Origin of the sequence: Citrobacter sp. ANG330 (assembly GCF_047467925.1) — a bacterium.
GTDB lineage: Bacteria > Pseudomonadota > Gammaproteobacteria > Enterobacterales > Enterobacteriaceae > Citrobacter_A > Citrobacter_A amalonaticus_G.
The window spans coordinates 1-25,616 of sequence record NZ_JASJUI010000014.1; the positions used below are offsets into that span (position 1 = coordinate 1).

24 protein-coding genes are annotated in these 25,616 nt (G+C 52.7%); 16 read left to right on the plus strand and 8 right to left on the minus strand.

The window, feature by feature from the left end; all coding sequences use genetic code 11:
* Positions 1–246 precede the first annotated feature (246 nt).
* Positions 247–966 (plus strand): FadR/GntR family transcriptional regulator, encoded by a 720-nt coding sequence (locus QNN88_RS21190; protein ID WP_414241932.1) that lies wholly within the window; start codon positions 247–249, stop codon positions 964–966.
* Positions 963–2,390 carry a multidrug transporter subunit MdtD gene (mdtD, locus tag QNN88_RS21195; RefSeq protein WP_414241933.1) on the plus strand — a complete coding sequence of 476 codons (1,428 nt, stop codon included), beginning with the start codon at positions 963–965 and terminating at the stop codon, positions 2,388–2,390. Before QNN88_RS21190 ends, mdtD begins: the two co-directional genes overlap by 4 nt.
* Here the strand turns inward: mdtD and rbsR are convergent.
* The 7 genes from rbsR to kup all read right to left on the minus strand — a co-directional run bounded on the left by rbsR (position 2,356) and on the right by kup (position 10,279).
* Positions 2,356–3,354 (minus strand): ribose operon transcriptional repressor RbsR, encoded by a 999-nt coding sequence (gene rbsR / locus QNN88_RS21200; protein WP_414241934.1) that lies wholly within the window; start codon positions 3,352–3,354, stop codon positions 2,356–2,358. The two genes, mdtD and rbsR, sit on opposite strands and share 35 nt — an antisense overlap.
* A gap of 3 nt (positions 3,355–3,357) precedes the next feature.
* Positions 3,358–4,287, minus strand: a complete 930-nt coding sequence (gene rbsK / locus QNN88_RS21205; protein ID WP_414241993.1) for a ribokinase — start codon at positions 4,285–4,287, stop codon at positions 3,358–3,360.
* 107 nt (positions 4,288–4,394) lie between these two features.
* The gene (gene rbsB, locus QNN88_RS21210; protein WP_042287369.1) at positions 4,395–5,285 is read right to left on the minus strand and encodes a ribose ABC transporter substrate-binding protein RbsB; all 891 of its coding nucleotides are present in this window, start codon (positions 5,283–5,285) and stop codon (positions 4,395–4,397) included.
* A gap of 24 nt (positions 5,286–5,309) precedes the next feature.
* A complete protein-coding gene (rbsC, locus tag QNN88_RS21215) occupies positions 5,310–6,275 on the minus strand; it encodes a ribose ABC transporter permease (protein ID WP_414241935.1) in 966 nt (321 codons plus the stop codon).
* A 5-nt stretch (positions 6,276–6,280) separates the two neighbouring features.
* The gene (rbsA, locus tag QNN88_RS21220) at positions 6,281–7,786 is read right to left on the minus strand and encodes a ribose ABC transporter ATP-binding protein RbsA (RefSeq protein ID WP_414241994.1); all 1,506 of its coding nucleotides are present in this window, start codon (positions 7,784–7,786) and stop codon (positions 6,281–6,283) included.
* 7 nt (positions 7,787–7,793) lie between these two features.
* Complete coding sequence (gene rbsD / locus QNN88_RS21225) at positions 7,794–8,213, minus strand: D-ribose pyranase (protein ID WP_061075803.1); 420 nt, start codon at positions 8,211–8,213, stop codon at positions 7,794–7,796.
* Between the two features lie 197 nt (positions 8,214–8,410).
* A complete protein-coding gene (kup, locus tag QNN88_RS21230; RefSeq protein ID WP_414241936.1) occupies positions 8,411–10,279 on the minus strand; it encodes a low affinity potassium transporter Kup in 1,869 nt (622 codons plus the stop codon).
* A gap of 220 nt (positions 10,280–10,499) precedes the next feature.
* Between kup and ravA the strand changes: the two genes are divergently transcribed.
* Together ravA and viaA are read left to right on the plus strand one after the other, a co-directional pair.
* Positions 10,500–11,996 carry an ATPase RavA gene (gene ravA, locus QNN88_RS21235; RefSeq protein ID WP_414241937.1) on the plus strand — a complete coding sequence of 499 codons (1,497 nt, stop codon included), beginning with the start codon at positions 10,500–10,502 and terminating at the stop codon, positions 11,994–11,996.
* The gene (viaA, locus tag QNN88_RS21240; RefSeq protein ID WP_414241938.1) at positions 11,990–13,441 is read left to right on the plus strand and encodes an ATPase RavA stimulator ViaA; all 1,452 of its coding nucleotides are present in this window, start codon (positions 11,990–11,992) and stop codon (positions 13,439–13,441) included. Before ravA ends, viaA begins: the two co-directional genes overlap by 7 nt.
* A gap of 2 nt (positions 13,442–13,443) precedes the next feature.
* Here viaA and asnA read toward each other — a convergent pair whose 3' ends face one another.
* Positions 13,444–14,436, minus strand: a complete 993-nt coding sequence (gene asnA, locus QNN88_RS21245; RefSeq protein ID WP_414241939.1) for an aspartate--ammonia ligase — start codon at positions 14,434–14,436, stop codon at positions 13,444–13,446.
* A gap of 150 nt (positions 14,437–14,586) precedes the next feature.
* Here asnA and asnC point away from each other — a divergent pair, with 150 nt between their 5' ends.
* The 12 genes from asnC to atpD all read left to right on the plus strand — a co-directional run bounded on the left by asnC (position 14,587) and on the right by atpD (position 25,596).
* Positions 14,587–15,045 carry a transcriptional regulator AsnC gene (asnC, locus tag QNN88_RS21250; RefSeq protein WP_042323573.1) on the plus strand — a complete coding sequence of 153 codons (459 nt, stop codon included), beginning with the start codon at positions 14,587–14,589 and terminating at the stop codon, positions 15,043–15,045.
* An 88-nt stretch (positions 15,046–15,133) separates the two neighbouring features.
* Positions 15,134–15,577, plus strand: coding sequence for an FMN-binding protein MioC (mioC, locus tag QNN88_RS21255; protein WP_414241940.1), 444 nt, complete (start codon positions 15,134–15,136; stop codon positions 15,575–15,577).
* A gap of 379 nt (positions 15,578–15,956) precedes the next feature.
* On the plus strand, positions 15,957–17,846 hold the full coding sequence (gene mnmG, locus QNN88_RS21260; protein ID WP_414241941.1) for a tRNA uridine-5-carboxymethylaminomethyl(34) synthesis enzyme MnmG: 1,890 nt from the start codon (positions 15,957–15,959) through the stop codon (positions 17,844–17,846).
* A gap of 64 nt (positions 17,847–17,910) precedes the next feature.
* Positions 17,911–18,534 carry a 16S rRNA (guanine(527)-N(7))-methyltransferase RsmG gene (rsmG, locus tag QNN88_RS21265; protein WP_414241942.1) on the plus strand — a complete coding sequence of 208 codons (624 nt, stop codon included), beginning with the start codon at positions 17,911–17,913 and terminating at the stop codon, positions 18,532–18,534.
* 616 nt (positions 18,535–19,150) lie between these two features.
* Positions 19,151–19,531, plus strand: coding sequence for a F0F1 ATP synthase subunit I (gene atpI / locus QNN88_RS21270; RefSeq protein WP_042323565.1), 381 nt, complete (start codon positions 19,151–19,153; stop codon positions 19,529–19,531).
* A gap of 8 nt (positions 19,532–19,539) precedes the next feature.
* Entirely contained in the window at positions 19,540–20,355 is an 816-nt protein-coding gene (gene atpB, locus QNN88_RS21275; protein ID WP_042998755.1) for a F0F1 ATP synthase subunit A, read from the plus strand.
* A gap of 46 nt (positions 20,356–20,401) precedes the next feature.
* The gene (gene atpE / locus QNN88_RS21280; RefSeq protein WP_000429386.1) at positions 20,402–20,641 is read left to right on the plus strand and encodes a F0F1 ATP synthase subunit C; all 240 of its coding nucleotides are present in this window, start codon (positions 20,402–20,404) and stop codon (positions 20,639–20,641) included.
* Positions 20,642–20,700: 59 nt separating this feature from the next.
* On the plus strand, positions 20,701–21,171 hold the full coding sequence (gene atpF / locus QNN88_RS21285) for a F0F1 ATP synthase subunit B (RefSeq protein WP_003827022.1): 471 nt from the start codon (positions 20,701–20,703) through the stop codon (positions 21,169–21,171).
* A gap of 14 nt (positions 21,172–21,185) precedes the next feature.
* Positions 21,186–21,719 carry a F0F1 ATP synthase subunit delta gene (gene atpH / locus QNN88_RS21290; RefSeq protein WP_042998754.1) on the plus strand — a complete coding sequence of 178 codons (534 nt, stop codon included), beginning with the start codon at positions 21,186–21,188 and terminating at the stop codon, positions 21,717–21,719.
* A 12-nt stretch (positions 21,720–21,731) separates the two neighbouring features.
* On the plus strand, positions 21,732–23,273 hold the full coding sequence (gene atpA / locus QNN88_RS21295; protein WP_414241943.1) for a F0F1 ATP synthase subunit alpha: 1,542 nt from the start codon (positions 21,732–21,734) through the stop codon (positions 23,271–23,273).
* Positions 23,274–23,323: 50 nt separating this feature from the next.
* Complete coding sequence (gene atpG, locus QNN88_RS21300; RefSeq protein WP_005121458.1) at positions 23,324–24,187, plus strand: F0F1 ATP synthase subunit gamma; 864 nt, start codon at positions 23,324–23,326, stop codon at positions 24,185–24,187.
* Between the two features lie 26 nt (positions 24,188–24,213).
* Entirely contained in the window at positions 24,214–25,596 is a 1,383-nt protein-coding gene (gene atpD, locus QNN88_RS21305) for a F0F1 ATP synthase subunit beta (protein WP_198906844.1), read from the plus strand.
* The last annotated feature ends 20 nt before the right edge of the window (positions 25,597–25,616 follow it).

The following is a 25,616-nucleotide window of genomic DNA, read 5'->3' on the forward strand; positions in this document are numbered from 1 at the left end:
GTATTCATCGCTGAATCCCGCTGACCCGGCGGCTTGTGTGCCGTTGTTCCGTGTCAGTGGAGGCGCATTATAGGGAGTTATTTCGGGCTGACAAGGGGAAATTTAAAATAATTTACCGAATGTTCCTTTTTTCACCAATAGCGGTATTAACATGCCATAAAATAAGCGTTTTGCTGTTTTTGCAACCGTAATCACACTTCCTGGTGGCATACTAATGAGTAAGAGAAAGATAAAGGACAAAGCGTAATGCCTTTAAGCGCACAACAGTTGGCTGCACAGAAAAACCTTTCCTATGTCCTGGCTGAGAAGCTGGCGCAGCAGATCCTCAAAGGCGAATATGCCCCTGGCGCCATTCTTCCTGGCGAAATTGAGCTTGGAGAACAGTTTGGTGTGAGTCGGACCGCCGTTCGGGAAGCGGTAAAAACATTAACCGCCAAAGGGATGGTATTGCCGCGCCCTCGCATTGGCACCCGAGTGATGCCACAGGCAAACTGGAACTTCCTCGATCAGGAGTTACTCACCTGGTGGATGACTGAAAAGAATTTTCAGCAGATTATTGAACACTTTCTGGTGATGCGTATCAGTCTGGAGCCTCAGGCGTGTTCGTTGGCGGCAACAATCGGCACGGCGGAGCAAAAAGCGCATCTGAATACATTAATGGAAGAGATGGTGGCGCTGAAAAAGAACTTTAAGCGCGAGCGCTGGATTGAAGTGGATATGGCCTGGCATGAACACATTTATGAAATGAGCGCGAACCCGTTCTTAACCTCTTTTGCCTCGCTATTTCATTCCGTCTACCACACCTATTTTAATTCAATCACTTATAACACCGTTGTGAAGCTGGATTTGCATCAGGCAATTGTCGACGCGATTGCACAAAGCGACGGCGAAGGTGCGTTTAAGGCCTGTCAGGCGCTACTGACAGCCCCGAATGAGCGTCCAGAAAATCACCAGGATTGTGCATGACCAGAAAAAAATCACGCAGTATGGCCGGATTGCCGTGGATTGCCGCAATGGCCTTTTTCATGCAAGCACTGGACGCTACCATTCTTAATACCGCTTTACCCGCCATCGCCCAGAGCCTTAACCGCTCCCCTCTGGCCATGCAGTCTGCCATTATCAGCTATACCCTGACGGTCGCTATGCTGATTCCGGTGAGTGGATGGCTGGCCGATCGCTTTGGTACCCGACGCGTATTCATGATCGCTGTGAGCCTGTTTACACTCGGTTCACTCGCCTGTGCGCTTTCCAGTACGCTGCCTCAGTTGGTTATCTTTCGTGTTATACAGGGAATTGGCGGCGCAATGATGATGCCCGTTGCCCGTCTGGCGTTACTCAGAGCTTACCCGCGCAGTGAACTGCTGCCGGTACTGAACTTTGTTACCATGCCGGGTCTGGTCGGCCCCATTTTAGGCCCGGTTCTGGGCGGCGTTCTGGTTACCTGGGCCACCTGGCACTGGATTTTCCTGATCAATATTCCGATAGGCGTCGCCGGCATTCTGTATGCACGCAAATATATGCCGAACTTCACCACGCCACGGCGCCAATTTGATATGACTGGCTTCTTTCTTTTCGGCCTGAGCCTGGTGCTCTTTTCCAGCGGGATGGAGTTATTTGGCGAGAAAATTGTCGCGACCTGGATAGCACTGACCATTATCCTGCTGAGCATTGTGTTATTGCTGGCATATATTCGTCATGCGCGGCGCCACCCTACTCCGCTGATTTCATTGTCATTGTTTAAGACCCGCACTTTCTCTGTCGGCATTTCCGGCAACCTGGCAACCCGTCTGGGAACAGGATGCGTGCCGTTCCTGATGCCATTGATGCTACAGGTGGGATTTGGCTTTCCGGCACTGATTGCGGGCTGCATGATGGCCCCTACCGCACTGGGTTCGATACTGGCGAAGTCGATGGTGACACAGGTGCTGCGCCGTCTGGGTTATCGAACCACCCTGGTGGGCATTACGGTCTTTATCGGACTGATGATTGCGCAGTTTTCTCTGCAATCGCCCGCCATGCCCGTCTGGATGCTGATTCTGCCGCTGTTCGTTCTGGGGATGGCGATGTCGACGCAATTTACCGCGATGAATACCATTACGCTGGCCGATCTGACCGATGACAACGCCAGCAGTGGCAACAGCGTTCTGGCCGTTACGCAGCAACTGTCCATCAGTTTAGGAGTGGCGATAAGCGCAGCGGTGTTGCGAATTTATGAAGGGATGGAGGGAACCAATACGGTCGAACAGTTCCACTACACCTTTATAACGATGGGTGCGATTACAATCGTGTCAGCCCTGATGTTCATGTTGCTGAAAGCCAAAGATGGCCGCAACCTGATCAAGGAGCGACACAAGACTACACAGAACCCCGCGCCATCAAAACAGGAGTAAGCTGCAGACGCTGTTGCTGCAGAGTGGGTTGCGCCATACGATGAATCAGCACATCAATGGCCAGCTCGCCCAGTTCATCTTTCGGCTGATGAATCGTGGTAAGCGGCGGCGTCATGTAGCGCGCCAGTTCGATATCATCATAGCCGATCACCGCCATGTCCTGCGGGATGCGCAACCCCGCCTGGTACAACGCCTGATAGGCGCCGACGGCCATGGCATCATTGCCGGTAAACACAGCGTGGGGCCGATGTTGATGCGAAAGCAGTTTTTGCATGGCCTCAAACCCACCGCCGAATTCGAAATCACCGGTAATTTCGTAACCGTCCGGGATATCCAGCCCGGCACGCTTCATCGCAGCGCGATACCCTTCCAGACGCAACCGCGCCGGGGTTTTATCCAGCGGACCGGTAATACAGGCGATACGGGTAAAGCCTTTATCAATCAAATGCTGTGTAGCCAGGTCGCCGCCAAGCAACGAGTTATCCTGAATAAGATCGCTATCCCCTTCGCCATCAAAAGGCGACCAGTCCATCATAACAGTGGGGATAGAAGGATAGCGCTGCATGATCTCACGTGATGGCTGATGCGTTTCGGTACAAAGCAGAAGCAAACCATCCACCCGCTTTTGCATCAGGGTTTCCAGATTACGGTTCATCCGCTGTTCATCGCCTTCGGTATTGCATAACACCAGGCTGTAACCACGTTCAAAACAGCTGCGCTCAACGCCGCGCACCAGTTCGGAATAAAAGGGGTTGGTACTCGCTGTAATCAGCATGCCGATGGTCCGCGTCTGATTCAGCTTCAGGCTGCGCGCCAGCGCAGAAGGGGCATAATTTAATGACTTGATCGCCGCATCGACTTTTTCAGTTATCGCTTCACTGACAAAACGATCCTTATTGATGACGTGCGAGACGGTCGAGGTGGAAACGCCCGCCAGGCGGGCAACATCCTTCATGGTAGCCAAGCGTTACCTCTGCTGACCTAAAAACGCCTCAATTTCTTCACGCCACGGCACGGAAGGCTGTGCTCCTTTACGGGTCACCGCAATCGCCGCAGCGGCATGCGCAAAGCGGATTGCGTCAGACAACGATTTTTCTTCCAGCAGAGCGGTGATCAGCGCGCCGTTGAAGGTATCCCCCGCTGCGATAGTATCAACCGCTTCCACTTTAAAACCCGGGATCCGCTGACCTTCGCCATTTACGCTGGCCCAGACGCCCCGGCTTCCAAGCGTAATCAAAACAGTGCCAATGCCTTTCGCATGCAGCGCCTGCGCAGCTTTCGCGGCATCTTCATCATTTTCAACGCGGATCCCGGTCAGCTTCTCTGCTTCGGTTTCGTTGGGGGTGATGATATCTACCCGCGCCAGCAGTTCGTCGGATAACTCGCGCGCCGGAGCCGGATTCAGCGCCACAATGGTGTTGTTTTGCTTAGCGATTTTTGCCGCCGCCAGTACGCTTTCAATCGGCGACTCCAGTTGCATCAACAAGGCGGAAGCCTGAGCAATACGCTCGCGCTGCGCCTCAACGATTGCAGGAGAGAGCGCCGCATTAGCGCCAGCATGGATACCAATAACGTTTTCACCTTCGCCATTCACGAAGATCAGCGCTACGCCAGTGGAATCACCACTGATAACGCTGACTGGAGCAATATCAATGTTGTCACTGGCAAGCTGTTTACGAATGTTACTTCCGATATTGTCATCGCCCGTACAGGCAATAAACGCAATATTCGCCCCACTGCGACCCGCGGCCACCGCCTGATTCGCCCCCTTTCCGCCAAATGCCACCTGATAGTGATTTCCGGTGACGGTTTCGCCTGGCGTAGGGAATGTTTCAAGGTTCAGGATATGGTCGGCATTAATGCTGCCTAGAACGACAAGACTGCCTGCGGTTTTCATGATTGGGGTGTCCATCTGAGAGCGCCACCGGTATTACCCGGTGGCGTATGCCACACTTTTCTTTATATTTAGTCCCTCAGGCGACACGCAGTCGCCTGAATCGCCAGTTACTGCTTGATGACCAGCTTCAGGTCAACTGGATATTTGGCCTGAACTTTCTCGCCTTTCAGCACCTTATCCGCCGTCTCAACGCCTTTTGCGCCAATCTGGTCTGGTAACTGAGCGATAGTCGCAGCCAGTTTGCCATCATTTACCGCTTTTTCGCCATCAGGCGTACCGTCAAATCCGACTACCATCACATCAGATTTACCTGCGGTCTGCAGAGCACGCAGCGCACCCAGTGCCATTTCATCGTTCTGTGCAAAGACAGCCTGCACGTCCGGATGCGCAGTCAGCAGGTTCTGCATCACGTTCAGACCTTTAGTACGGTCGAAGTCTGCCGGTTGGCTGGCCAGAACATTAAATTTGTGAGCCGCAACGGCCTGTTGAAAACCTTCGCCACGCTCACGCGCCGCAGAAGTCCCGGCAATGCCCTGCAGTTCAATAACTTTTGCACCTTCACCCGCTTTTTTCGCGATGTAATCGCCGGCGATTTTCCCGCCGAGAACGTTATCAGAGGCGATATGGCTGACGACGTCACCTTTGGTTGCCTGACGGTCAAGAGTGATCACCGGGATTTTCGCCTGGTTAGCCATCTTCACGGCGTTACCCACCGCGTCGGAATCCGTCGGGTTGATCAGCAGAATTTTGGTGCCACGTACGGTTAAATCCTGAACGTTCGCCAGCTCTTTTGCCGGGTTGTTCTGGGAATCCAGTACCACCAGGTTATAACCCAGCTTATCCGCCTCTTTCTGCGCCCCGTCTTTCAGCGAGACGAAGAACGGGTTGTTAAGGGTGGAGACCACCAGCGCAATGGTATCTTTCGCCATTGCGTTCGCGCTCACGGTGGCGCTTAGCGCAACAGCAGAGACCAGGGTAGCCAGTTTTTTCATGTTCATATTTAAGATGTCCTGTAGTCGTTGTTACTGCTTTTTGTTGTCTACCAGTACCGCCAGCAAAATCACCACCGCTTTGACGATCATCTGGTAATAGGAGGAAACACCTAACAAATTCAAACCATTATTGAGGAAACCCAGAATTAATGCGCCGATCAAGGTCCCAACAATCCGTCCTTTGCCGCCCGCCAGACTGGTCCCACCCAGCACAACGGCTGCGATGGCATCCAGCTCATAACCCGTACCGGCCGTCGGCTGGGCAGAGGAGAGGCGCGCCACTTCAATGATGCCCGCCAGCGATGCCAACAGCCCACACAGTGAATAGACGATAATCTTGATTTTACTGACGCTGATACCGGACAGACGCGTTGCCGCTTCGTTACCGCCCAGCGCATAGATATAACGGCCCAGACGCGTATGGTGCAACATGTACCACGCCGCCAGGAAAACAATCCCCATGATCCAGACCGGCGTCGGTACGCCCAACGGGCGACCAATACCAAACCAGCCAAACAGATCGGCGTTTTCGGTAAAGCCCGTGTTGACCGGGCTCCCGTTGGTGTACACCATCGTCACGCCGCGCAGCAGCAGCATCATCACCAGCGTGGCGATAAACGCCTGCACGCGGCCTTTCGCCACAATCACGCCAGTGACTGCGCCAACTGCGGCACCTAATGCGAGGGCTGCGGCAACGGCCACCAGCGCGTTAACTTCAATCCCTACAATTGAAGCCGCCACCGCGCCAGTGAGCGCCAGCAGAGAACCGACGGACAGATCGATACCCGATGTCAGAATAACCAGCGTCATCCCCACCGCCATAATGGCGTTTACAGACGTCTGCTGCAGAATGTTGAACAGGTTATTGACGGTAAAAAAGTTAGGGCTCAATGTCGAGACAATCGCGATCAGCACCAGCAGGGCGATGAGCGACTTCTGCTCCATCAGCCACGCTTTGGTGAAATAACGGCGACCAGAAACAGCCTGGGTAGTCATCTTTTTTACTCCTGATTCACGCGATTAAGCTTGCCCACAGCGGCAGCCATCAGAACTTCCTGGGTGGCCTGCTCGCGAGTGAATTCACCGCCGAGATGCCCTTCATGCATGACGATAATGCGATCGCTCATGCCTAATACTTCTGGCATCTCAGAGGAGACCAGAATGATGCTCAGGCCGTCGGCCTTAAACTGGTTGATTAACTGATAAATTTCTTTCTTGGCCCCCACGTCCACGCCGCGGGTCGGCTCATCGAGGATCAGCACCTTCGGACGGGTCATCAGCCCACGGGCAATCGCCACTTTCTGCTGGTTGCCACCGGAAAGCAGACCGATAGCCTGTTCCATTGACGGCGTTTTCACGTTGAACAGGCGGATAAAATCGCTTACCGCCTGCTGCTCATCCTTATGCTTCAGACTGCCGCCGCTGCGGCTGAAATAGCGCAGCGCGGTCAGCGACATATTCTCTTTCACTGACATGCCAAGCACTAAACCGTCGCGCTTACGGTCTTCAGAAATATAAACGATACCGTTCGCCAGTCCGTCCTGCGGAGAACGGGTGATCACTTCATGCCCGTCGAGCGTGACATAACCACTGGTGCGCGGCAGCGCGCCATACAGAACCTTCATCAGTTCGGTACGTCCGGCTCCCATCAGGCCCGAGATCCCTAAGATTTCACCTTTACGCAGAGTAAAAGAGACATCGTTCACACCGGGTCCGCACAGGTTATCGACCTTCAGGCGGATGTCGCCAGGCGCTTTATCCAGGCGTGGATACTGCTCTTCGAGCTTACGGCCCACCATCATTTCAATCAGCGAATCTTCGGTCAGCGAGGCCACTTCACGTTCGGCAATAAACTGCCCATCACGGAAAACGGTCACGTCATCGCAAATCTCGAAGATCTCTTTCATTCGGTGAGAAATATAGACAATACCGCGCCCCTGCGACTTCAGTTCGCGGATCACGCGGAACAGGGATTCGGTTTCGGTATCGGTGAGCGCATCCGTTGGCTCATCCATAATGATGACTTTCGACTCAAAGCTCAGCACCTTGGCAATTTCGACCATCTGCTGATCGCCGATCGACAATTCACCGACCATGCGGTCGCTCTTAAAGCGCAGATTGAGTTTATCTAACAGGAGATCCGCTTCGGCATACATTTTCTTCCAGTCAATTTTGCCAAAGCGGTTAACAAATTCGCGACCGAGGAAAATATTTTCCGCAATGGTGAGCTGCGGGATCAGGTTAAGTTCCTGATGGATGATGCCAATACCGGCTTCCTGGGAGGATTTAGGGCCGGTAAAGGTCGTTTCTTTACCCAGCCACAACAGCGAACCGGCATCGCGGGTATAGATACCGGTCAGCACTTTCATCATGGTGGATTTGCCGGCACCGTTTTCCCCCACCAGCGCCATCACGCGGCCGGGATAAACATTGAGTGCGGCGCCGGATAGCGCTTTCACGCCCGGGAACGCTTTATCGATCCCTTTGAGTTGCAGTAATGCGTCCATGATGGCCTCAGAACGTGACGCCAGCACAGAGAATGATATTCGCATACGGGGAACACTCCCCGCTGCGAATTACCGCCTGACTGTCTGCGGTTTGTTTTTTGAATTGTTCATGCGTGGTGTAACGAATTTCTATGGTATTTCCCTGGTGTTGTTGCAGTTGCTCAATGTGGCTGAGCAACGTTTCGTGGAGTTGCGGATTATGTTGTTTAATTTCCGTCGCGAGAATGGCCGATTCAACCTGCATTTCACGGGTCACCACATCCAGTACCTGCATAAAAGAAGGTACACCCTGGGTTAATGCCATATCGATACGCGTTGTACTGTTCGGGATGGGTAAACCTGCATCACACACCACCAGCGTATCGGTATGCCCCAGACGGGAGATCACCGATGAAATCTCAGAATTGAGTACAGTGCCTTTCTTCATTTTTTGCTCCACTAGCGAAACGTTTCGCTGATCTTCAGTTTAGTCTGAGACATGAGCAGAAAACCATCACGACGTAACAGATTTGTGATCGTCGTCGAAACGTTTCGCTAAGTGAAATGGAGAGACAATTATTGCGGGTTGGCGAGGTGTTTGGTAAGCCGGGTAAGCGAAGCGCCACCCGGCGTTTTCAGGAGGGATTAGATTTCGACCTGTGTCCCCAGTTCAATCACGCGATTAGGCGGGATCTCAAACTGGTCGGGTGCTCGCAACGCGTTACGTTGTAAAAGAAGATACAGTTTGCCGCGCAGACGCAAATACCAGGGTCGTTTACCGACGATTAACGACTCATGCGACATAAAGAATGACGTTTCCATCATCCGACAGCTCAATCCTTCCAGACCGCAGCGATGGAAAACCTCTTCTACATTCGGCGTTTCACGCCAGCCGTAGCTGGCGACGACGCGCCAGAAGGTTGGCGACAGCTGTTCTATCTGCACACGACGGACATTATGCACGTACGGCGCATCTTCAGTTCGCAACGTCAGCAGGATCACTCGCTCATGCAATACCTTATTGTGCTTGAGGTTGTGCATCAGAGCAAAAGGGATCACATTCAACGCACGAGACATGTACACCGCCGTGCCCGGCACGCGTACCGGCGGAGATTTTTCCAGCGAGGCGATCATCGCTTCCAGAGAATTACCGTGCTCATGCATACGACGCAGCAGGCGGAAACGTTCGCTCTTCCAGGTGGTCATGATGGTAAACATCACCAGACCCAGCGATAACGGTAACCAACCACCGGACAACAGTTTGTCGAGGTTTGCCGAGAAAAGGGGAATATCAATACACAAGAACGCGACGAGAATCAGCGCCACGAAGTATTTGTTCCAGTGCCAGTTTTTACGCGCCACGGTAGTCGAGAGAATAGAGGTCAGCACCATCGTACCGGTCACAGCAATCCCGTACGCCGCCGCCAGGTTACTGGAGTGTTCGAAGCTGACGATAACAATCACCACCGCGATATAGAGCATCCAGTTGACGAACGGAATGTAGATCTGCCCGGACTCCATTTCAGAGGTATGAATGATACGCATGGGCGACAGATATCCCAGGCGAACCGCCTGACGCGTCAGCGAGAAGACGCCTGAAATCACCGCCTGAGAGGCGATCACCGTCGCCAGCGCCGCAATGATCAGTAGCGGAATCAAAGCCCAGTCCGGCGCCAACAAGAAGAACGGGTTTTTAATCGCTTCCGGATGTTTTAACAGCAGCGCGCCCTGACCAAAGTAGTTGAGTACCAGCGAAGGCAGTACCACGGTGAACCATGCCAGGCGAATAGGGAACTTACCAAAGTGCCCCATATCGGCATACAGCGCTTCGACACCGGTAATCGACAGTACCACCGCGCCAAGCGCAATAAAGGAGACGGTTTTATATTCAAGGAAGAAATGCACCGCCCACATCGGGTTCAACGCCTGCAGCACTTCGGGGTTGGCAATAATGCTGCGCAGGCCAAGTACGGCCAGAATCAAAAACCAGGCCAGCATGATAGGCGCAAATAACTTCCCCACCATCCCGGTACCATGCTTCTGAATCATAAACAGCAGCGTCAGAACGATTATCGACAGCGGGACAATCCAGGTATCCAGTTGCGGCGCAACGATCTCCAGACCTTCAATGGCCGACATCACCGAGATAGCCGGGGTGATCACCACCTCACCATAAAAGAAGCTGCCGCCAATTAACCCCATAATGACCAGTATAGAAGTTGTTCGCGCGGAGGTATTACGCCCCGCCAGCGACATCAGCGTCAGGATCCCCCCTTCACCGGCGTTATCAGCACGCATGACGAAGGTCAGATACTTAATGGAAACAACAAAGATGAGTAGCCAGAAAATCAGCGACAGGAAGCCAAATACGGCATCGCGTTCCACGCCAAAACCAAACTGACCGGACAAACATTCACGAAGTGTATAAAGTGGGCTGGTACCAATATCACCGTAGACAACCCCAATGGCTGCGAGGGTTATCGCAGACAATGATTGCTTATTATCAGTGCTCATAGACTAGTTTTTCATATTCAAAGAAATGTGTGCGTAGTCCCTTGGCCCACAAAAGCGCACAGTATGCACGATTCAAAGCAAAATCGTACCCCTAAATGAGTCCAGGGTTAATCTGGCTCAAAGAAAAATAAACAGCCTCTCAGACAAGTTCAGCCTCTGAGTCGAACCGTCTATACTCGCTGTTAACGCAGTACATTTGATGAAAGGACGCCACTCTATTATGGCTCACCCACATTTATTAGCGGAAAGAATTTCCCGCCTGAGCAGCGCGCTGGAAAAAGGTCTCTATGAGCGCAGTCACGCTATTCGGCTTTGCCTGCTGGCCGCTCTCAGCGGCGAAAGCGTTTTCTTACTTGGACCTCCAGGGATCGCCAAAAGCCTGATTGCCCGCCGGCTGAAATATGCCTTCCAGAATGCGCGCGCGTTTGAATATCTGATGACGCGCTTCTCCACGCCGGAAGAGGTTTTTGGCCCGCTCTCTATTCAGGCGCTCAAAGATGAAGGTCGTTACGAACGCTTAACCGCCGGTTACCTTCCCGAAGCGGAAATCGTCTTTCTCGATGAAATCTGGAAAGCGGGTCCGGCAATCCTTAATACCCTGCTGACTGCCATTAACGAACGTCACTTTCGCAACGGCGCGCATGAAGAAAAAATCCCCATGCGCCTGCTGGTGGCCGCCTCCAACGAATTGCCGGAAGCAGACAGCAGTCTGGAAGCGTTGTACGACCGTATGCTGATCCGTCTGTGGCTGGACAAAGTGCAGGATAAAGCCAACTTTCGCTCCCTGTTGGTAAGTCAACAGGACGAAAGCGAAAACCCGGTACCCGCCTCACTACAGGTGAGCGATGAAGAGTATTACCGCTGGCAGAAAGACATTGGCGCGATTACGCTGCCCGATCATGTTTTTGAACTGATTTTTACGCTGCGCCAGCAACTGGATAATCTGCCGAATGCGCCTTACGTCTCAGACCGTCGCTGGAAAAAAGCGATTCGCCTGTTACAGGCCAGCGCCTTCTTTAGCGGGCGTGACGCCGTTGCCCCTATCGATCTCATTCTGTTGAAGGATTGTCTGTGGTATGACGCTCAGAGCCTGAACCTGATGCAACAGCAGCTCGAAATATTGATGACCGGACACGCCTGGCAACAGCAAACCATGCTGACGCGCCTCGGCGACATTGTTCAGCGACGCATTCAGTTGCAGCAACAACAAAGCGATAAAACCGCGTTTACCGTCCAGCGTCAGGGTGGCATGTTCAGCCGTCGTCCGCATTACGATTTGCCCGCCGAGATCACCGCGACAACTCTGACGCTACTCCTGCAAAAACCATTGAAATTGCACGATATGGAAGTGATCCACATCGCTTTTGATCGCAGCGCGCTTGAGCAATGGCTGGCGAAAGGCGGCGAGATCCGCGGCAAACTCAACGGGATCGGTTTTGCCCAGACGCTGAATATGGAAGTCGACAGCGCCCAGCATCTGGTTGTGCGTGATGTCAGTCTACAGGGCACACGACTGGCGCTTCCTGGTTCGTCGGAAGAAGCTATGCCCGGCGAAATCAAGCAACAGCTGGAGGCGCTGGAAAACGACTGGCACCAGCAGCATACCCGCTTTAGCGAACAGCAAAAGTGCCTGTTTATTCATAGCGACTGGTTAGGTCGTATCGAGGCCAGCCTTCAGGATGTCGGTGAGCAGATCCGTCAGGCGCAACAATGCTGACACTGGATACACTCAATGTCATGTTAGCCGTCAGTGAAGAGGGGATGATCGAAGAGATGATCCTCGCGCTGCTGGCCTCGCCGCAGTTGGCGATCTTTTTTGAAAAATTTCCCCGTCTGAAAGCGGCAATCACGGACGATCTACCGCGCTGGCGCGAAGCGCTTCGTCGTCGGCTAAAAGATGCACGCGTACCGCCAGAGTTAACGGAAGAGGTCATGTGCTACCAGCAAAGCCAACTTCTCTCCACCGCGCAGTTCATCGTCCAGCTCCCACAAATACTGACTTTATTGCACCGACTGCACTCGCCGTATGCCGGGCAGGCACAGCAACTGGTGGACAGCAACACGGTATTCACCCCCGCTCTGCATACACTCTTTTTGCAGCGCTGGCGTTTAAGCCTGGTGGTGCAGGCCACCACGCTTAATCAGCAGCTGCTTGAAGAGGAGCGTGAGCAGTTGCTTAGCGAAGTTCAGGAACGAATGACCCTGAGCGGTCAACTGGATCCGGTTCTGGCAGAAAACGAAACCGCTGCAGGCCGCCTGTGGGATATGAGCGCAGGCCAGCTCAGACGCGGTGATTATCAGTTGATCGTGAAGTATGGTGATTTTCTGAGCGAACAGCCGGAGTTGATGCGACTGGCAGAGCAACTGGGGCGCTCCAGAGAAGCCAAATCCGTTCCGCGAAAAGAGGCGCCGATGGAGACCTTCCGCACGCTGGTGCGCGAGCCCGCCACGGTTCCTGAGCAGGTTGATGGAATTCAGCAAAGTGACGATATTTTGCGTCTGTTGCCGCCGGAACTGGCCACGCTTGGCATAACAGAACTGGAATATGAGTTCTACCGGCGGCTGGTGGAAAAACAACTGCTCACTTATCGTCTGCACGGTGAAGCCTGGCGCGAGAAGGTCACTGAACGACCGGTGTCTCATCAGGATTTCGATGAACAGCCGCGCGGGCCGTTCATTGTGTGCGTTGACACCTCCGGCTCAATGGGCGGCTTTAATGAACAGTGCGCGAAGGCTTTTTGCCTCGCCCTGATGCGCATTGCCCTTGCCGATAACCGTCGCTGCTTCATTATGCTGTTTTCCACGGAAGTGGTGCGCTATGAGCTTTCCGGCCCACAAGGTATTGAGCAGGCTATCCGCTTTCTTAGCCAACGCTTTCGCGGCGGTACGGATATCGCCAGCTGTTTTCGCGCCATTATTGAACGTATGCAGGGACGGGAGTGGTTTGATGCCGATGCGGTGGTGATTTCAGATTTTATCGCCCAGCGTTTGCCTGACGAAGTGGTGAGTAAAGTTGGAGAGCTGCAGCGTGTTCATCAACATCGCTTTCATGCAGTTGCGATGTCAGCACATGGCAAACCCGGCATCATGCGCATTTTCGATCATATCTGGCGCTTTGATACCGGGATGCGAAGCCGCCTGCTCAGACGCTGGCGGCGATAAGATTACAGCAGAGAGGCGACGCTTTCACGAACCTGCGCAGGCCATACGCCGCACTGAACCTGACCAATGTGCGGCAGTTGCAGCAGCAGCATGGTTAAGCGCGACTGACCAATGCCGCCGCCGATGGTCTGCGGCATTTCACCGCGCAACAGCGCCTGGTGCCATTCCAGGCTCAGGCGATCTTCATCACCGGTAAGCTTAAGTTGATGTTTCAGCGCGTCAGCATCAACACGAATCCCCATGGAAGAGAGTTCAAACGCATCTTCCAGCACCGGGTTCCAGACCAGAATATCGCCGTTCAGACCGGCATATCCCAGATCGGATGCGGAGCTCCAGTCATCATAGTCCGGCGCACGAACGTCATGGCGATGACCGTCGCTGAGCTTGCCGCCGATCCCCACCAGGAAGACCGCGCCTAACTCTTTGGCGATTGCCCGCTCACGACCTTTTGCATCAAGACCCGGATAACGGCTCAGTAATTCCTGGCTGTGAACGAAGTGGATCTGCTCTGGCAGGAACGGTGCCAGACCAAATTCTTCGCTTACCGCCGCTTCGGTCGCTTTAATTCCCGCCCAGATAGCCTCTACCGTGCTTTTCAGAGTGGAGAACTGACGCTCACCGTCGCCCATCACGCGTTCCCAGTCCCACTGATCGACATAGACCGAGTGGAGCGGGGAGAGACGATCTTCATCCGGGCGCAGGGCTTTCATGTGCGTGTAGAGCCCTTCGCCGGCGCTAAAGTCGTGTTGTCCCAGTGTTTGACGCTTCCACTTCGCCAGCGAATGAACCACTTCGAACTGGGCATCTGGCAGCGCTTTCACTTTCACCTGCACCGCTTTTTCACAACCCGACAAGTTATCCTGCGTGCCATCCCCTACACGGCTGAGGATTGGTGCCTGGACTTCAATCAGACCCAGACGCTCCTCCAGTTGACGAGAGAAGTGAGATTTCACGAAGCTAATTTGGCGTTGTTTGGCAATGTAAGCGGTTTTCATTTTTTTACTCCTGCGTCCTGTTGCCTATGATTAAGCAACAGAACGAGGGCAATATTCAATAATCAACAAACAAAAAGCCTGATTCGATTTTGTTTCGTTAAAATTACCCGCTAAAATAGAGAGAATCATTAATACACATAAGAAAAAGCGATGGAAAATTATCAGATCGACAATCTGGACCGTGGCATTCTGGATGCCTTAATGGAAAATGCCCGTACCGCCTACGCCGAACTGGCAAAACAGTTTGGCGTCAGTCCGGGGACCATTCACGTTCGCGTTGAGAAAATGAAGCAGGCGGGGATCATCACCGGCGCACGGATAGATGTCAGCCCAAAACAGCTTGGTTATGACGTCGGTTGCTTTATTGGCATCATCCTCAAAAGCGCTAAGGACTATCCTTCTGCACTGGCCAGACTGGAAAGCCTTGATGAAGTGACCGAGGCGTACTACACCACCGGTCACTACAGCATCTTTATTAAGGTTATGTGTCGGTCGATCGACGCACTCCAGCATGTACTTATCAACAAGATCCAAACAATTGATGAAATTCAGTCCACTGAGACGTTGATCGTCCTGCAGAACCCGATCATGCGGACTATCAAGCCGTGATCGTCTTTTTTAATCCCACATTTTTCCACAGGTAGATCCCAGCTCACTCACAGCGTACAATAGCCCTTCTTTTATTGGATGGGCTCGTATGGCTGACATAACTCTCATTAGCGGAAGCACCCTTGGCGGCGCTGAATATGTTGCAGAACACCTGGCAGAAAAGCTGGAAGATGCCGGTTTTTCAACCGAAACCCTGCACGGTCCGCTATTAGAAGATCTTTCTGCCTCCGGGATCTGGCTGGTTATTAGCTCCACGCACGGCGCGGGAGACATTCCGGATAACCTTGTTCCTTTATATGAAGCTCTGCAGTCGCAAAAACCGGATCTGTCGCAGGTTCGTTTTGGCGCGATCGGTATCGGCAGTCGCGAATATGACACCTTCTGCGGCGCTATCGAGAAGATCGACGTGGAACTAAAGGAATCAGGGGCCAAACAAATTGGCGAAACGCTGAAGATCAACATCCTTGAACACGATATTCCGGAAGATCCGGCAGAAGCCTGGCTGGGATCCTGGATTAATTTACTCAAATAAGTGTAAAGATCGTGCGATCGAGTGTGGATAACTCTGTCAGGAAGCTTGGATTAACCGGTAGTTATCCAAAGAACAACCGTTGTTCAGTTTTTGAGTTGTGTATAACCCTTCATTCTGCTCCCAGCTTATACGGACCAGGATCACCGATCATTCACAGCTAATGATCCTTACCAACGTATTGATCTTAATGCCCGGATCCGGCTTATCCACAGGCTATGTCGATCCTAATAAGAGATCACAATAGAACAGATCTCTAAATAAAAAGATCTTCTTTTTAATACCCAGGATCCCGGGGTCTTTCTCCAGCGGCTAAAGTTGAGTAGAATCCACCGCCCGGGCTTCACTCCATTTTCACACCGCGTTATGCGAGGCAATTACCATGTTTTATCCGGATCCTTTTGACGTCATCATCATTGGCGGGGGTCATGCAGGCACTGAGGCCGCGATGGCCGCAGCGCGTATGGGTCAACAAACCCTGCTTTTGACACACAATATCGACACCCTGGGGCAGATGAGCTGCAACCCGGCGATCGGCGGTATTGGGAAGGGACACCTGGTAAAAGAAGTGGATGCGCTCGGTGGGCTGATGGCGAAAGCGATCGACCAGGCGGGTATTCAGTTTAGGATACTAAACGCGAGCAAAGGACCAGCCGTTCGCGCCACCCGAGCTCAGGCGGATCGGGTGCTGTATCGTCAGGCAGTACGCACTGCGCTGGAGAACCAGCCAAACCTGATGATCTTCCAGCAGGCGGTTGAAGATCTGATCGTTGAAAACGATCGTGTCGTTGGCGCCGTGACCCAGATGGGTTTGAAATTCCGCGCCAAAGCCGTGGTACTGACTGTCGGGACATTCCTTGACGGCAAAATTCATATTGGTCTGGATAATTACAGCGGTGGCCGTGCCGGCGATCCGCCGTCCATTCCGCTCTCTCGTCGTCTGCGCGAACTGCCGCTGCGCGTAAGCCGTCTTAAAACCGGCACGCCGCCGCGTATCGATGCGCGTACGATCAATTTCAGCGTGCTGGCGCAACAGCATGGCGACAACCCTATGCCGGTCTTCTCGTTCATGGGCAATGCGGCCCAGCACCCACAGCAGGTGCCGTGCTATATCACGCACACCAATGAGAAAACGCATGATGTGATCCGCAATAATCTCGATCGTAGCCCGATGTATGCTGGTGTGATCGAAGGGATCGGTCCACGTTATTGCCCATCGATCGAAGACAAAGTGATGCGTTTTGCCGATCGTAATCAGCACCAGATCTTCCTGGAGCCGGAAGGACTAACCTCTAACGAAATTTACCCGAACGGGATCTCCACCAGCCTGCCTTTCGACGTGCAGATGCAGATTGTCCGCTCCATGGAAGGGATGGAGAATGCGAAAATTGTCCGTCCGGGTTATGCCATTGAGTATGACTTTTTCGATCCGCGTGACCTGAAACCGACGCTGGAAAGCAAATTCATTCAGGGCCTGTTTTTTGCCGGACAAATTAACGGCACCACGGGTTACGAAGAAGCTGCTGCGCAGGGGCTGCTTGCAGGGCTCAACGCCGCGCGTCTGTCTGCCGACAAAGACGGCTGGGCGCCGACGCGTTCTCAGGCTTATCTCGGCGTACTGGTCGACGACCTCTGCACCCTGGGCACCAAAGAACCCTACCGCATGTTCACCTCGCGCGCCGAATACCGCCTGATGCTGCGTGAAGATAACGCCGATCTGCGTCTGACCGAAATGGGGCGTGAACTGGGTCTGGTGGATGATGAACGTTGGGCTCGTTTCAACGAGAAGCTGGAGAATATCGAACGTGAACGCCAGCGTCTGAAATCCACCTGGGTTAACCCAACCGCTGAATCGGCTGGTGAAGTGAACGCTCACCTTACCGCGCCGCTGTCTCGTGAAGCCAGTGGTGAAGATCTGCTGCGTCGTCCGGAAATGACCTATGCACAGCTCACGGCCCTGACTCCGTTTGCCCCCGCACTGGAAGATGTGCAGGCCGCTGAGCAGGTTGAAATCCAGGTGAAATACGAAGGCTATATCGCGCGTCAGCAGGATGAGATTGAAAAACAGCAGCGCAATGAAAACACGCTGCTGCCTGCAACGCTGGATTATCGTCAGGTATCCGGCCTGTCGAACGAAGTGATTGCTAAGCTGAACGATCACAAACCGGTCTCGATCGGTCAGGCATCGCGTATCTCCGGCGTTACCCCTGCTGCCATCTCCATTCTGCTGGTATGGCTGAAAAAACAGGGTATGCTGCGCCGCAGCGCATAATGTGTTGAACGTTGCCCGGTAGCCCTTCGCTTACCGGGAAAATTATTTAGAACAGGTATTCACCGTGCTCAACAAACTTTCTCGCCTGCTGGCAGACGCCGGCATTTCGCTTACCGATCACCAGAAAAATCAGCTGATTGCGTATGTTGAGATGCTGCACAAATGGAACAAAGCGTACAACCTGACCTCTGTGCGGGATCCCAACGAGATGCTGGTTCGTCACATTCTCGACAGCATTATCGTTGCGCCGTACTTGCAGGGTGAGCGTTTTATTGATGTTGGTACCGGACCGGGATTGCCGGGCATACCGTTGTCCATTGTGCGTCCGCAAGCGCATTTCACCCTGCTCGATAGTCTGGGTAAACGCGTGCGTTTCCTGCGTCAGGTCCAGCATGAGCTGAAACTGGAGAACGTCACGCCTGTGCAAAGTCGTGTTGAAGATTTTCCCGCGGAGCCACCATTTGATGGCGTGATCAGCCGGGCGTTCGCTTCACTCAATGACATGGTGAGCTGGTGTCACCACCTGCCAGGCGAGAAGGGCTGCTTTTATGCGCTGAAAGGTCAGTTACCGGAAGACGAGATTGCATCTCTCCCTGCAGGATTTTGCGTCGAATCTGTTGTTAAACTGCAGGTTCCGCATCTGGAAGGTGAGCGCCATCTGGTGGTGATTAAGCCAAACAAAATTTAATATTTATCAAAAAAAATAGAGAAAAAAAGGGATTTTTCTTGTTAAAACACTGAGTCATTTTTGCCGATATAAGTCGTTACACTTTACGTCACGTTTACTGTCTCTTATCAACAGAGCAACGTGGCTTTTTTGGTTAAAGACAAAATTAGTCAACACTGAAAATATCAGGCTGCTAAAAATCCAGGCAGAGAATCACTCTTGAATGTTGAAATTTTATTAAAAATGTCAATGGTTGGTTTTTAACATGTAATCGGTCGTTTTTAAAAGAGTGAGTGATTTTAGGCTTAAATATCAGAAAGTTGAAAAGGCATCATTTGCCAAGTAAATAAATACTGCCGGGGCGAATATGCTCAATATGTGATCTGAAGCACGCTTTAACACCAGTGTTTACGCGCCATTTGCAGTTTTGCATGATCGTTCACAGTTTGGCTAAAAGTCATAAATGTGGGCCAGGGAAAAATATTTAAACATTTATTCACCTTTTAGCTACTTATTGTTTGAAATCACGAGGGCGCACCGTATAATTTGACCGCTTTTTGATGCTTGACTCTAAGCCTTAAAGAACGTTTTATACGACACGCGGCATACCTCGAAGTGAGCAGGAGTTAAAAACGTGATGTCTGTGTCGCTCTTGAGTCGAAACGTTGCTCGTAAGCTTCTGTTCATTCAGTTTCTGGCGGTAGTAGCAAGCGGATTGCTGTTCAGCCTCAAAGACCTCTTCTGGGGCACTTCCGCAATATGCGGAGGTATGGCAGTCTTTCTGCCTAACGTGTTGTTTATGATATTTGCCTGGCGTCACCAGGCGCATACACCTGCTAAAGGCCGAGTGGCATGGACGTTCGCCTTCGGCGAAGCCTTCAAGGTGTTAGCGATGCTGATTTTGCTGGTGGTGGCGCTGGCGGTTTTCAAGGCGGTATTTTTGCCGCTGATAGTGACGTGGGTTTTGGTGCTGGTGGTTCAGATACTGGCGCCGGCTGTAATTAACAACAAAGGGTAAAAGGCATCATGGCTTCTGAAAATATGACGCCGCAGGATTACATAGGACACCATCTGAACAACCTTCAGCTGGACCTGCGTACATTCTCGCTGGTGGATCCGCATAACCCCCCAGCCACCTTCTGGACGCTCAATATTGACTCCATGTTTTTCTCGGTGGTTCTGGGTCTGTTGTTCCTGGCTTTGTTCCGTAGTGTGGCCAAAAAGGCGACCAGCGGCGTACCAGGCAAGTTTCAGACCGCGATTGAGCTGATAATCGGCTTTGTGCATGGTAGCGTGAAAGACATGTACCATGGTAAAAGCAAGCTGATTGCACCGCTGGCCCTGACGATTTTCGTCTGGGTATTCCTGATGAACCTGATGGACTTACTGCCAATCGACTTGCTGCCGTACATCGGCGAGCATATCTTCGGTCTGCCTGCACTGCGCGTGGTTCCGTCTGCTGACGTGAACGTTACCCTGTCCATGGCGCTCGGCGTATTTATCCTCATTCTGTTCTACAGCATCAAAATGAAAGGCATCGGTGGCTTCGCGAAAGAGTTGACGCTGCAGCCGTTCAATCACTGGGCGTTCATCCCTGTCAACTTAATCCTTGAAGGGGTAAGTCTGCTGTCTAAACCGGTTTCTCTCGGTCTGCGACTGTTCGGCAACATGTATGCCGGTGAGCTGATTTTCATTCTGATTGCTGGTCTGTTGCCGTGGTGGTCACAGTGGATCCTGAATGTGCCGTGGGCCATTTTCCACATCCTGATTATTACGCTGCAAGCCTTCATCTTCATGGTTCTGACGATCGTCTATCTGTCGATGGCGTCTGAAGAGCATTAATTTACCAACACTACTACGTTTTAACTGAAACAAACTGGAGACTGTCATGGAAAACCTGAATATGGATCTGCTGTACATGGCTGCCGCTGTGATGATGGGTCTGGCGGCAATCGGTGCTGCGATCGGTATCGGCATCCTCGGGGGTAAATTCCTGGAAGGCGCAGCGCGTCAACCTGATCTGATTCCTCTGCTGCGTACTCAGTTCTTTATCGTTATGGGTCTGGTGGATGCTATCCCGATGATCGCTGTAGGTCTGGGTCTGTACGTGATGTTCGCTGTCGCGTAGTAAGCGTTGCTTGAATTAAGAGCAATATCAGAACGTTAACTAGATAGAGGCATTGTGCTGTGAATCTTAACGCAACAATCCTCGGCCAGGCCATCGCGTTTGTCCTGTTTGTTCTGTTCTGCATGAAGTATGTATGGCCGCCGTTAATGGCTGCCATCGAGAAGCGTCAAAAAGAAATTGCTGACGGTCTTGCTTCTGCTGAACGCGCACACAAGGATCTTGACCTTGCAAAGGCCAGCGCGACCGACCAGCTGAAAAAAGCGAAGGCGGAAGCTCAGGTAATCATCGAGCAGGCGAACAAACGTCGCGCTCAGATCCTGGACGAAGCCAAAACGGAAGCAGAACAGGAACGTACTAAAATCGTGGCCCAGGCGCAGGCGGAAATTGATGCCGAGCGTAAACGTGCCCGTGAAGAGCTGCGTAAGCAAGTTGCTATCCTGGCTGTTGCTGGCGCCGAGAAGATCATCGAACGTTCCGTGGATGAAGCTGCTAACAGCGACATCGTGGATAAACTTGTCGCTGAACTGTAAGGAGGGAGGGGCTGATGTCTGAATTTGTTACGGTAGCTCGCCCCTACGCCAAAGCAGCTTTTGACTTTGCCGTCGAACACCAAAGTGTAGAGCGTTGGCAGGACATGCTGGCGTTTGCCGCCGAGGTGACGAAGAACGAACAAATGGCCGAGCTTCTCTCTGGCGCACTGGCGCCGGAAACACTCGCTGGGTCGTTTATCGCAGTTTGCGGTGAGCAACTGGACGAAAACGGTCAGAACCTGATTAAGGTAATGGCTGAGAATAACCGTCTGAACGCGCTCCCGGATGTTCTTGAGCAGTTTATTCACCTGCGTGCCGCGAGTGAGTCTATCTCTGAGGTAGAAGTCACTTCCGCGAACGAACTGAGTGAAGAACAGCTTGCGAAGATTAGCGCTGCGATGGAAAAACGTCTGTCACGCAAAGTTAAGCTGAATTGCAAAATCGATAAGTCTGTAATGGCAGGCGTAATCATCCGTGCGGGTGATATGGTCATTGATGGCAGCGTACGCGGCCGTCTTGAACGCCTTGCAGACGTCTTGCAGTCTTAAGGGGACTGGAGCATGCAACTGAATTCCACCGAAATCAGCGAACTGATCAAGCAGCGCATTGCTCAGTTCAATGTTGTGAGTGAAGCTCACAACGAAGGTACTATTGTTTCTGTAAGTGACGGTGTTATCCGCATTCACGGCCTGGCCGATTGTATGCAGGGTGAGATGATTTCCCTGCCGGGTAACCGTTACGCTATCGCACTGAACCTGGAGCGCGACTCCGTGGGTGCAGTGGTGATGGGTCCATACGCTGACCTCGCTGAAGGTATGAAGGTTAAGTGTACGGGTCGTATTCTGGAAGTTCCGGTTGGCCGCGGCCTGCTGGGCCGTGTGGTGAACACCCTGGGTTTCCCGATTGACGGTAAAGGTCCGGTTGATAACGATGGCTTCTCGCCAATCGAAGTTATCGCACCGGGCGTAATCGAACGTCAGTCCGTCGATCAGCCGGTGCAGACCGGTTATAAATCCGTTGATGCCATGATCCCAATCGGTCGTGGTCAGCGTGAATTGATCATCGGTGACCGTCAGACCGGTAAAACCGCAATGGCAATCGATGCCATCATCAACCAGCGTGACTCCGGCATCAAATGTGTGTACGTGGCTATCGGCCAGAAAGCGTCCACCATTTCTAACGTGGTTCGTAAACTGGAAGAACATGGCGCACTGTCTAACACCATCGTTGTGGTAGCGACTGCGTCTGAATCTGCCGCACTGCAATACCTGGCGCCGTATGCCGGTTGCGCCATGGGCGAATACTTCCGTGACCGCGGTGAAGATGCGCTGATCGTATACGATGACCTGTCTAAACAGGCTGTTGCTTACCGTCAGGTTTCCCTGCTGCTCCGTCGTCCGCCAGGACGTGAAGCATTCCCGGGCGACGTGTTCTACCTCCACTCCCGTCTGCTGGAGCGCGCATCCCGCGTTAACGCGGAATACGTTGAGAACTTCACCAAGGGTGAAGTGAAAGGTAAAACCGGCTCCCTGACCGCTCTGCCGATTATCGAAACCCAGGCGGGTGACGTTTCTGCGTTCGTTCCGACCAACGTAATTTCCATTACCGATGGTCAGATCTTCCTGGAAACTAACCTGTTCAACTCCGGTATTCGTCCGGCAGTTAACCCGGGTATCTCCGTATCTCGTGTAGGTGGTGCTGCTCAGACCAAGATCATCAAGAAACTGTCCGGTGGTATCCGTACCGCGCTGGCACAGTATCGTGAACTGGCTGCGTTCTCTCAGTTCGCATCCGATCTGGACGAAGCAACCCGTAAACAGCTGAGCCACGGTCAGAAAGTGACCGAACTGCTGAAACAGAAACAGTATGCCCCTATGTCTGTAGCACAGCAGGGTGTGGTTCTGTTCGCGGCTGAACGCGGTTACCTCGAAGATGTGGAACTGGCGAAAATCGGTAGCTTTGAAGCCGCTCTGCTGGCTTACGTCGACCGTGACCATGCTCCGCTGATGCAAGAAATCAACCAGACTGGTAACTATAACGACGAAATCGAAGGCAAGCTGAAAGCTATCCTCGATTCCTTCAAAGCAACCCAGTCCTGGTAACGTCTGGCGGCTTGTCTTAGGACAGGCCGCAAGGCATTGAGGAGAAGCTCATGGCCGGCGCAAAAGAGATACGTAGTAAGATCGCAAGCGTCCAGAACACGCAGAAGATCACTAAAGCGATGGAGATGGTCGCCGCTTCCAAAATGCGTAAATCGCAGGATCGCATGGCGGCCAGCCGTCCTTATGCAGAGACCATGCGCAAAGTGATTGGTCACCTTGCGAATGGTAATCTGGAATATAAGCACCCGTACCTGGAAGAACGCGACGTTAAACGCGTGGGCTACCTGGTGGTGTCGACTGACCGTGGTCTGTGCGGTGGTTTGAACATTAACCTGTTCAAAAAGCTGCTGGCGGATATGAAAACATGGTCCGATAAAGGCGTTCAGTGCGACATCGCAATGATCGGCTCTAAGGGCGTGTCTTTCTTTAATTCCGTTGGCGGTAATGTGGTTGCGCAGGTAACCGGTATGGGGGATAACCCTTCCCTGTCCGAACTGATCGGTCCGGTTAAAGTGATGCTGCAGGCTTACGATGAAGGTCGTCTGGACAGACTGTACGTTGTCAGCAACAAATTTATCAACACCATGTCTCAGGTTCCGACGCTGACTCAACTGCTGCCATTACCGGCATCAGAAGATGAAGAGTTAAAACAAAAAGCCTGGGATTACCTGTATGAACCTGATCCGAAACCGCTGCTGGATACCCTGCTGCGTCGTTACGTTGAATCTCAGGTTTATCAGGGCGTGGTAGAAAACCTGGCCAGCGAGCAGGCCGCACGTATGGTGGCGATGAAAGCCGCGACCGACAATGGCGGCAGCCTGATTAAAGAGCTGCAGTTGGTATACAACAAAGCTCGTCAGGCCAGCATTACTCAGGAACTCACCGAAATCGTCGGTGGTGCATCCGCGGTATAACCAGGTTAATTCGTAGAGGATTCAAGATGGCTACTGGAAAAATTGTCCAGGTAATCGGCGCCGTGGTTGACGTCGAATTCCCTCAGGATGCCGTACCGCGCGTGTACGATGCTCTTGAGGTTATGAATGGTAAAGAGAGTCTGGTGCTGGAAGTTCAGCAGCAGCTCGGCGGCGGTATCGTACGTACCATCGCAATGGGTTCTTCCGACGGTCTGCGTCGTGGTCTGGAAGTCAAAGACCTTGAGCACCCGATCGAAGTCCCGGTAGGTAAAGCAACCCTGGGTCGTATCATGAACGTCCTGGGTCACCCGATCGACATGAAAGGCGATATCGGTGAAGAAGAGCGTTGGGCTATCCACCGCGCAGCACCGTCCTATGAAGAGCTGTCCAGCTCTCAGGAACTGCTGGAAACCGGTATCAAAGTTATCGACCTGATGTGTCCGTTCGCGAAGGGCGGTAAAGTCGGTCTGTTCGGTGGTGCGGGTGTAGGTAAAACCGTAAACATGATGGAGCTGATCCGTAACATCGCGATCGAGCACTCCGGTTACTCCGTGTTTGCGGGCGTAGGTGAACGTACTCGTGAGGGTAACGACTTCTACCACGAAATGACCGACTCCAACGTTCTGGATAAAGTATCCCTGGTTTACGGCCAGATGAACGAGCCGCCGGGAAACCGTCTGCGCGTTGCGCTGACCGGTCTGACCATGGCAGAGAAATTCCGTGACGAAGGTCGTGACGTACTGCTGTTCGTCGATAACATCTATCGTTACACCCTGGCCGGTACGGAAGTTTCCGCACTGCTGGGTCGTATGCCATCAGCGGTAGGTTACCAGCCGACCCTGGCGGAAGAGATGGGTGTTCTGCAGGAACGTATCACCTCGACCAAAACCGGTTCTATCACTTCCGTTCAGGCGGTATACGTACCTGCGGATGACTTGACTGACCCGTCGCCAGCCACCACCTTTGCTCACTTAGATGCAACAGTGGTACTGAGCCGTCAGATCGCGTCTCTGGGTATCTATCCGGCCGTTGACCCGCTGGATTCTACCAGCCGTCAGTTGGATCCGCTGGTGGTAGGTCAGGAACACTACGACACCGCGCGTGGCGTACAGTCCCTGCTGCAACGTTACCAGGAACTGAAAGACATCATCGCCATCCTGGGTATGGATGAACTGTCTGAAGAAGACAAACTGGTGGTAGCACGTGCGCGTAAGATCCAGCGCTTCCTGTCCCAGCCGTTCTTCGTTGCGGAAGTATTCACCGGTTCTCCGGGTAAATACGTTTCCCTGAAAGACACCATCCGTGGCTTTAAAGGCATCATGGAAGGCGAGTATGACCACCTGCCAGAGCAGGCGTTCTACATGGTTGGTTCTATCGAAGAAGCCGTAGAAAAAGCCAAAAAACTTTAACGCCTTAATCGGAGGGTGAT

Coding starts and splice junctions, on each gene's coding strand:
- QNN88_RS21190 (WP_414241932.1), top strand. CDS start 247: ATGCCTTTAAGCGCACAACAGTTGGCTGCACAGAAAAACCTTTCCTAT.
- mdtD (WP_414241933.1), top strand. CDS start 963: ATGACCAGAAAAAAATCACGCAGTATGGCCGGATTGCCGTGGATTGCC.
- rbsK (WP_414241993.1), bottom strand. CDS start 4,287: ATGAAAACCGCAGGCAGTCTTGTCGTTCTAGGCAGCATTAATGCCGAC.
- rbsB (WP_042287369.1), bottom strand. CDS start 5,285: ATGAACATGAAAAAACTGGCTACCCTGGTCTCTGCTGTTGCGCTAAGC.
- rbsC (WP_414241935.1), bottom strand. CDS start 6,275: ATGACTACCCAGGCTGTTTCTGGTCGCCGTTATTTCACCAAAGCGTGG.
- rbsA (WP_414241994.1), bottom strand. CDS start 7,786: ATGGACGCATTACTGCAACTCAAAGGGATCGATAAAGCGTTCCCGGGC.
- rbsD (WP_061075803.1), bottom strand. CDS start 8,213: ATGAAGAAAGGCACTGTACTCAATTCTGAGATTTCATCGGTGATCTCC.
- kup (WP_414241936.1), bottom strand. CDS start 10,279: ATGAGCACTGATAATAAGCAATCATTGTCTGCGATAACCCTCGCAGCC.
- ravA (WP_414241937.1), top strand. CDS start 10,500: ATGGCTCACCCACATTTATTAGCGGAAAGAATTTCCCGCCTGAGCAGC.
- viaA (WP_414241938.1), top strand. CDS start 11,990: ATGCTGACACTGGATACACTCAATGTCATGTTAGCCGTCAGTGAAGAG.
- asnA (WP_414241939.1), bottom strand. CDS start 14,436: ATGAAAACCGCTTACATTGCCAAACAACGCCAAATTAGCTTCGTGAAA.
- asnC (WP_042323573.1), top strand. CDS start 14,587: ATGGAAAATTATCAGATCGACAATCTGGACCGTGGCATTCTGGATGCC.
- mioC (WP_414241940.1), top strand. CDS start 15,134: ATGGCTGACATAACTCTCATTAGCGGAAGCACCCTTGGCGGCGCTGAA.
- mnmG (WP_414241941.1), top strand. CDS start 15,957: ATGTTTTATCCGGATCCTTTTGACGTCATCATCATTGGCGGGGGTCAT.
- atpI (WP_042323565.1), top strand. CDS start 19,151: ATGTCTGTGTCGCTCTTGAGTCGAAACGTTGCTCGTAAGCTTCTGTTC.
- atpB (WP_042998755.1), top strand. CDS start 19,540: ATGGCTTCTGAAAATATGACGCCGCAGGATTACATAGGACACCATCTG.
- atpE (WP_000429386.1), top strand. CDS start 20,402: ATGGAAAACCTGAATATGGATCTGCTGTACATGGCTGCCGCTGTGATG.
- atpH (WP_042998754.1), top strand. CDS start 21,186: ATGTCTGAATTTGTTACGGTAGCTCGCCCCTACGCCAAAGCAGCTTTT.
- atpA (WP_414241943.1), top strand. CDS start 21,732: ATGCAACTGAATTCCACCGAAATCAGCGAACTGATCAAGCAGCGCATT.
- atpG (WP_005121458.1), top strand. CDS start 23,324: ATGGCCGGCGCAAAAGAGATACGTAGTAAGATCGCAAGCGTCCAGAAC.
- atpD (WP_198906844.1), top strand. CDS start 24,214: ATGGCTACTGGAAAAATTGTCCAGGTAATCGGCGCCGTGGTTGACGTC.